Raw genomic sequence first — 8,262 nt, 5'->3', positions numbered from 1 at the left:
GCAACTTGAACTGGTGCTTCTGGAGTCTGAGATTTTTCTAACGAACTTAGCTTAAATTCTGGTTTTTCTACTGTCGGAGCTGGTTGGTCACCTACGGTTGATAATGGACCTGTGTAGGCTGGTAGCTCATGTTTCAAGGCCATAACTGAGTTGACTCCACCCTTGAACTCTGGTTTCTCTACCGTCGGTGCAGTTTGATCGCCCACGCTTGACAATGGACCTGTGTACTCTGGTAGTTCGTGTTTCAAGGCCATAACTGAGTTGACTCCACCCTTGAACTCTGGTTTCTCTACTGTTGGAGCGGCTTGGTCACCTACGGTTGACAATGGGCCTGTATAAGCTGGTAGCTCATGTACCAAAGCTTCAACTGCATTCACACCACCCTGAAACTCTGGTTTCTCTACTGTCGGTGCAGCTTGGTCACCTACGGTTGATAATGGACCTGTGTAGGCTGGTAGCTCATGTACCAAAGCTTCAACTGCATTTACACCACCTGTAAATTCAGGTACCTCAAGCACTGGTGCTGGTTCTTCACCCTTGCTTGATTGAACAGGTTCTTCTGTCAATTCTTGATAGAAGCTCGCCAATTCATAAAACTCAGCCTTGCCACCTTCCCAGACCAGTTTAACATCTAGAAGAGAACCACCATTTCGGATAGCAAAGGTTTGGAGACTAGATGTAATGGCACCAAGATCTGTCCAACTTTCTTGTCCATCCTTAAGTGTTCTCGCTTGAACTCGTGCTTTCGCTCCTTCAGGAAGGCTTGAAACAAGGCGTAGATGGTTGGCATTGGTTGGTTCTGATAAGTGGTAAATCATTTCTCCCTTATCTTGTTCTGCTTTGTAGCTAGTCAAAACTTTTCCATCTACGAGATTAGTATAGAAGTTACCTCGGCTTTCGCCACCGTTTCCTTCTACAGTTGGATCATTGATTGGTTTGACAAATTCGCCATCATTGATCACCAATTCTGTAAATCCTACAAAACGAGCATCATAGTCAGCTGTATAGAGGACACGAAGATAGTTGGCTTTGACTGGTGTCGTCAATTCACCCTCGATGTAACGATTTCCTGGCATCTTAGAATCATGTGTCCAACCATCTGTCAATGAATCATCGTGTGTACTATTGACTACACCATCTCCCACTGTCACAACATCCGTCCAAGTTTTACCGTCTTGGCTGACTTGGATTTTACCATCACGAAGATAGTTTTGAGTTCCGTCTTGGATGTAGGCTCTGATCTTCTTGATAGTGCGTTCGCTACCAAGTTTCAAGGTTACATGGCCATCTTTATGGGCATAGTCTGAAAACTCAACGAAGTTGTTGTACACACCATCAAACAATTGATCGAGGTTATTAATCTTACGAACATCATTGCTTCCGTATGTTGGATGAATACCCATAGTTGTAGATTCTAGTTTGGTTGGTTGCACTTCTTTAGTCGTTACAAGGAGAGAAGTTGATGGCAAGTCTTGTTCTTGATTTGTTTTATTCACAAGACGAACATAACGTACCAAGTGGGTTGCGACAGTTCTATCTGTCAACTGGCTAGCTGGTGTCCATTCTTGAGCATTTGCAGAATACTCTAGACTGAGTGCTGGATTTGTTTGACCTTGGAGCTGGATGCTTTTAACTTGATGGATACGGTCAAGTTTCATTCCTAGATAGCTATTTGCAGGAAGTTTAGTTCCAGTTGGAATTTGAAGTTCATAACGACCAAGGCTATCAAATACTGGCGTTTCTTTCAAAGCATCCACGTTGGTGTCTGTTAAGTCGCTATTTCCAGAGCGTGTCTCAACAGAGAAGTCCTGAATACGCCACCAAAGGTCACTTGCCTTAGTATTGCGTACTCGGATGTATCGAGCATTGATAGCTCTAGTCACTTCCTTAGTTTGTTCTCCTGATAGGCGATCTAACTCTTGCCATGCAGATCCATCTGTAGAGTACTCAAGTACACCTGCGGCAAGTTTATCGCCAGTTCCTTGACGAAGACGAACTTTAGTGACTGACTTGACTTCACCTAGGTCAAGTTGTGCCCAGGCATCTACTGGAGTCGTATTGCTGCCGTCAGCATTTGCCATCATAGCTTCTGTATTATCTTTACCATCAGTAATTTGACTTGCTGATGTTCTCAATTTATAAACTAGATTTGAGCTGAGGCTAATTGTAGCAGTTTGTTGTTTACGAGCGTTCTCTACTGGACGATTTACTGCAATCTCGCGAACTGCAAACCAGGTGTCATCACGATCTTCTGTAGCAATCATACGTACTGCTTTAGCTTTGATGTTAAGATTTTCAAACTGAACAAGTGACTCATTACCAACATAAGTTGGTTCTTTCAAACTTATCCAATTATCTTTTTCATCTTGATACTGCACTTCAGCCTTACTAAAGGTATCACGTGGATTTGCCTGAGTTCCCATAGCAAAGGTCAATGTTTGGATATCTACCGGTTTGTTAAATTTCATACCGATATAATCACCTGTCTTGATACTATTTGGTGATTTAATCAAAGCATGAGTTGCCAAGTCACCATCCGTTACTTCTGCCAAACCACCTTCTACACCTGTTCGATTGGTAATAAAGGTGCTGATGATTTGATCTGGATGCAAGACTTTTTGAACTTCAGACGCTAGAACTTCTTTCAAAGCTAGGATAAATGGACGGATATGTTGAACACCCAATTCAGCCTTTTCAAGATGGTCTACATAATGGAAGGTATGAGTTTGAGACTGTTCGTACAATTTCAAACCTTTATAGTAGCTATCCCAAAGTTTGGCTGCATCATTTGTAGCCATAGCCTCTGTTCCTGTTAGGAAGGCATCAAGGGCATTCATTTGGTCGATTGCATTATCCAACCAATAGTGGATCTGTGCAACCATTTTTTTATCACCTGATGCTTTATAAAGTTCAGCCGCTTCTTTAATCTTGGCAAATTCTGCACGCAAAGTTGCACGTTCTGCAGTTACATCCTGACCCGCTTTGAGCTTAGTCATGAAGTCTGTCAATTTTGGAGCCAATTCAACTGATTCTTCTAGTTTAACGACACGACCATCCATGTTTTGGTTGATCATATGCTTACCGAGTTCGCGGAAGGCTGCTGACACCTTGCTATCTCCAAAATGACCATTTTCAACAAAGTTGAAGGCAATGTCATTGAGTTTCTTAGCTTCTTCTTCTGATTTCCACTGTTTCCATGTATATTGAGCTCCAGCAAAGAGGGCTATCTTAGATGGTTCAGACTGTTGCATTGGGTTCAACATGATACCGGATAGCAAGCTTGGATCTACATTCGGATGAAGGAATTTCTCACCACCACCTAGAATCAAGTGTTGTTTAGAGTTATCTGTAACTGGCCAGTTCACCCAAAGTGATACTGGACGATAAGTTTTACCACCTGCAGTTAGATTGTTCTTGAGAGTTGATAAGAAACCTTCAGAAACTTCACCCCAAATCTTACCACCCGTCAAGGTCATAGATGTTGAACTTGGGAGATTTTCATTTAGAGATTTCAACTCTGCTTCACGCCCATTACCCCAATACTGACCTGGAACAAAGATCATTTCTTTGCGAAGACCGCTATAAGTTCCTTGCATTTCTGTCAACCAGTTGGTCATATCCTGCATCAAGCGGTTGTAGCTATTGTAGCCTCCAACTGGGCTTGGTGCATCATCGGCTAGAATACCAAATTCACGGACACCCACTTTCATCAACTGGGTAAATTTAGCCTTGATGGTTGCCAAGTCTTCTTGGTAATGCGCTTCATTACCAAATCGGATACGGTTGTTCATGAATGGATGAATGGTCCAAACATAGCGAGTTTTACTTTGATTTCCGACGCGAGCAAGTTCACGAATTTCAGCTAGTTTTTCTTCTGGGTAAAGTTCACGCCATTTCTTGTTGTGGTATGGATCATCTTTTGGTGCGAAGAAGTATTGGGTCAATTTCAAATCGCCACCAAAACGCATGAGTTCAGCACGATCTGCATTAGACCATGGATTTCCATAGTAACCTTCGATGAAACCACGATTCTTGATTTCAGCGTAATCTTCCACTGTCACATTGCGAAGAACTGGAACTTGACTTTCCTTGAGCATGTGTTTCAAGGTTGTCAAACCATAGAAGACCGCATCTGTGTCTTTTCCGACGATGGAAATTGAGTTGTCCTTGATGGTCAGAGCATAAGCATCAATTTTGTCAAAGAGACCTGCTGAAACGTTAGATAAGTTTTGTTCTGCTTGTGAGCCTCGTCCATGCACTCCAAGATAGATATTAGTTGCGCCAGCAACTGCTGATTGACTAGTAGTGTAGGATACTTGATTGTCCTGTAAGACACTCTTCAAGCGATTACGAGTATAAATATCGAGTTGATCTCCCATTACCAGATTGACTTGCTTACGAAGAGCTGTTACTCCTTCTCCATAAGTCACTTTTTGTGGAGTTGGGAAAACCTTGTACTCTTTCTTGAGATAATCTGCGCTCTTGCTGGCAGCTGCAATACTATCTTCGCTAGCTGGTTTGCTTGCTGTGAATTGATCCGCCAGTTCAACTGTTCCATCACCTGTTTGCTCGACTTTTGGAGTTTCAGGTGTAGATGGTTGTTCTGGTTCTGGTGTTTCTTGTCCCTCTTTGATAGGTTTCAATAGATGAACTTCAGCTGCACTTGCAAAGCCCCCAACACCTGATAGAACTTTCAACTCAATCTTGTTGGTATGAACCGCTGCAAAGTTAACTGTTTTTTCTTGAGCGTTGTTGTCCCAGCTTCCTTCTGAAACCTTGACCATTTGGCCATCTTTTTGTGCGTAGATTTCGTAGCGAGTCACGACCCCATTTCCACCACCTGGCCGAGGAAGATAAGTCAAACCATTGACTTTTTCTGCTTCTTTCAAGGTCATAGAAAGAGTGTACGGAGCAGTATCACCAGTCCATTTAGTATGCCAAAAGGTATTTGGATCATTATCAAAAGCTTTTTCAACAACTCCTTCAGTCGCGGTTCCTGGTGTTTCTTGACTAGTTGCAGAAACTGTGAAATGATCTGTTGGAATCAAACGAGGATTTACAAATGCTTTATCTGACAACTCTGCACTATGTAAAATTCCTTTGAACCCACCGATGCTTTCAAGCGGTAGAACCAAGCTATTGTGAGCAAAGCGAGGGTGAGCTGGATTCGCGATACGTTCGATCTTCTCACCATCCACATAAAATTCCGTTGATTGTGGTTTGGTCACGATAGAGATTTGATAACGTTTATTCTTTTCAAGTTTTTTCTTGAATTGGATATGGAACTGTTCAAATTGATAAGCAAGATAGCCGTCTTTATCAGCTAGATAGATACGGTTGTCTCCACTTGTTGAGAAGGTTTGTTCACCGTCTCCAGTGACAGTTACATCAAACTTCAAGACATGACTTGGACCGACATCACCTGCCAGGCCTTCAATACTGCTATCTTTCTCAAAAGCCAATCCTTGCTCGCTTGTCTTCACCTTCTTGCTTGCATAGTTCTTCACTGTTTCAGGATTGATGGTAAACAAATCACTTTGATCAATCTCTTTTTCAGGATTTGACTGTGGCGCATAAGGGCTCGTTGGTAGGGTACGTTCTGCAAAGGTCGCAGCCGCACGGTCAGATCCCCAAGTGCGTTCTGCAGTAGTTTGCATGCTCTTGAAGAATCGTTTAAAGATATCGTAAGATGTCAAACCTGTCTCATGAAGATCAATATTGTCATTCCAAACTGCGTGGCCACCACCAATTACATTTGGATTTGATGCTTCTAGAAGTGGACCATGACCTGTTCGGAAATCGTTTGGTGTCCACCTATTATATTGTGTTTCATAGTTAGCATAGTCACCATAAGCTGTTTGACGATTATCACCATTTGGTACACTATAGGTTGGAATATCTGTTATGTTGATAATCTTAGCTCCTTGAGCAATAGCTTCTTTTGGTTGCTGCCAGCCAATACTCCAGATATCAACTTCTACATCTTTCCAATCAACCGCTGTTTTACCTCGTTTCGCACTGAGCGATCCCCAAATACGAGGTGTATAGCCTTTCCCTTTAATGTATTTAATAAGGTCATTGACATAACGACGATAGCTTTCTCTACTTCCGTAGTATTCATCCGTTCCGATATGAACAGTAGATACCCCATGAAGTGGTGCATCTGGACCATCAAGAAGTTTATCATAAACTGATTTGACAAAAGCCAGCGTTTCATCGTATTTATTATCTAGATCGAGCATGGCTACGCGTTCTACGTTATGTTTACCTCTGTAATCGCTCAGGCTACCTTGATACATGAGGTCTGGACGAACTTTGACAAATGACAGAGCATGACCTGGCGTGTCAATTTCTGGAACTAGATTGATATGCAAGGCCTTAGCAAGTTTAATCAGATTTTGCATCTCTTCTTTAGTATAGTGCTCGTCTGATGTTAATTTTTGACCATTCTTACCGACAATATCTGTCTCTACACGGAAACCTGTCTTAGCATGTTCTAGAACATACTTAAGCTCTTCTTCTTGTGTTAGATTCTTACCTGCCAAGTGTTCCTTTAGGAAGATATAGTTATCGTTGAGATGCAACTGCAAGTCGTTCATCTTGTAGTAAGCCATGTTAAGCATGATGTCTACAAGGGTGTCATAAGGGATAAATTTACGACCTGTATCTAGCATAAAGCCACGGTGACTGAAGCTTGGGAAATCACGAATTTCTCCATTTTGGAGATTGCTTTCCCCCATTTGAAGAAGAGTACGAGTGGCGTAGAAGGCTCCTGTGTTTGTTGCAGCTTCGATGGTAATGACACCATCTTGGATAGTGATTCCATAACCTTCCTTACCATAACCCTTATTTTCAACTTTTTTAAATTCAATTCGTTTTTGAGCCTGCTTGTCACCTGTCGCAAGTTCCAATCCACGGCTTGCAAGGTCTGACTGGTAGAAGGTTGCAGCCTGATCAAAGCCTGAATCCCCCGTCGCAAGAACTGTATCTGAAGTGATAGAAGATTGACCTTCTTTTCCATACCATTGTTGAACAGCTGGTGCTACTTTTGGTTTGATACCCACACCTTCATCCTGATGTAGTCCTTTGATGACTACTTCAAATTCTTTAGTAAAGGTATGTGAATCTTTAATTTGCTCTACCATAACCTTAACGCGTTGATCAGTCAGAGGCTTATAAATGTGATTTTGAAGATCAATCACACCTTGTTTGTTGCTACCGATAAGACTGACTTTTCCTGGTAGAGTTGGCAAGACAAGAGACTGTCCGTCTTTAGCTACAGTCAATTCTGTAACCTGACGGATATCCGTTACCTTACTTGTATCAGGAATATTCGAATAAGCTCGAATTTCTTGAATACCAACGTTTCTCCAACCCATTGTGCCCGCTTGATAGTCATTGATTTCTAACTTGAGATATTTAGCTTGAATACTATTGGCTAAGTCAACTTTCTCATCTAAAACAGGTTCTCCAGTCTTGGTATGAGCTAGCTTCCATTGTTTTTCTCCACTAGCATTTACATCATCTTGACCTGCATAGTAGAGGCTCCAAGATTTGATATTTGGATCATTTTGTCCCTTGCGGACACGGCGATCCCAATCAATCTCTACATGCCTAATAAGTGTAGTTTTTGGAAGAGTTAATTCGAAAGTTGGTTTGTTAATATTTGGATTTGTTGCCCAACGAGTATCAGAATCCCCATCTACTGCCTTGTCAGCAGTAAAAGGAGTTCCAGTTTCTGAGTCGTTTGCTTGGACAGTGACACCTTCTAAGTGGTTACGATCTTCTCTATCTTCAATTTGATTTTCAACCGGTTTGATTGTAGGTGTAGCTGGTTCTACAGGTTTAGAATCTGCTTTTGGTGTTTCAACCGGCTTCAGAGTCTCAGCTGGTTTGGGAGCTGTTGGAGTTGTTGCTGGGCTTGTTTCTTCAGTTGCTGCAGGACTTGTTCCTGCAGTATTTTCCTGATTTTCTTCATGACCTGCATCTGCCGTTGCCTCTGATTCTGCTTTCTTTAAAACAGCTGCTAAATCGTCCGGCAACTTATCTAGTGGCTGAGCTTGTGTAATTGTTCCTTCTTTCTCAGGTGTTCCAACTGTCTCTGCAGCTTGCACTACATTTGCACCAAAGATACTAGCACCTATCAATACAGAGGCTGCACCAATTGCAAATTTTCGAATACTATAGTGACAACGTCTTTCAAAAAAATGTCTATCCATCTTTCTCCTATTCCTTTCTCCCACTTATTACAGTAAGCGGTCT

At 42.0% G+C, this 8,262-nt stretch carries 1 protein-coding gene; it reads right to left on the bottom strand.

The genetic code is table 11. The annotated features are described in order from the left end of the window. Positions 1–8,219, bottom strand: an 8,219-nt coding sequence (locus N5909_RS01395; RefSeq protein WP_271630685.1) for an SIALI-17 repeat-containing surface protein, incomplete at its 3' end; no start/stop codon positions are given. Positions 8,220–8,262 lie beyond the last annotated feature (43 nt).

The sequence above is a fragment of the Streptococcus gwangjuensis genome (assembly GCF_028156745.1).
Lineage (GTDB): Bacteria > Bacillota > Bacilli > Lactobacillales > Streptococcaceae > Streptococcus > Streptococcus gwangjuense_A.
Note: the sequence above shows the minus strand (reverse complement) of the source record. Positions and strands in the feature narration are given on the sequence as shown.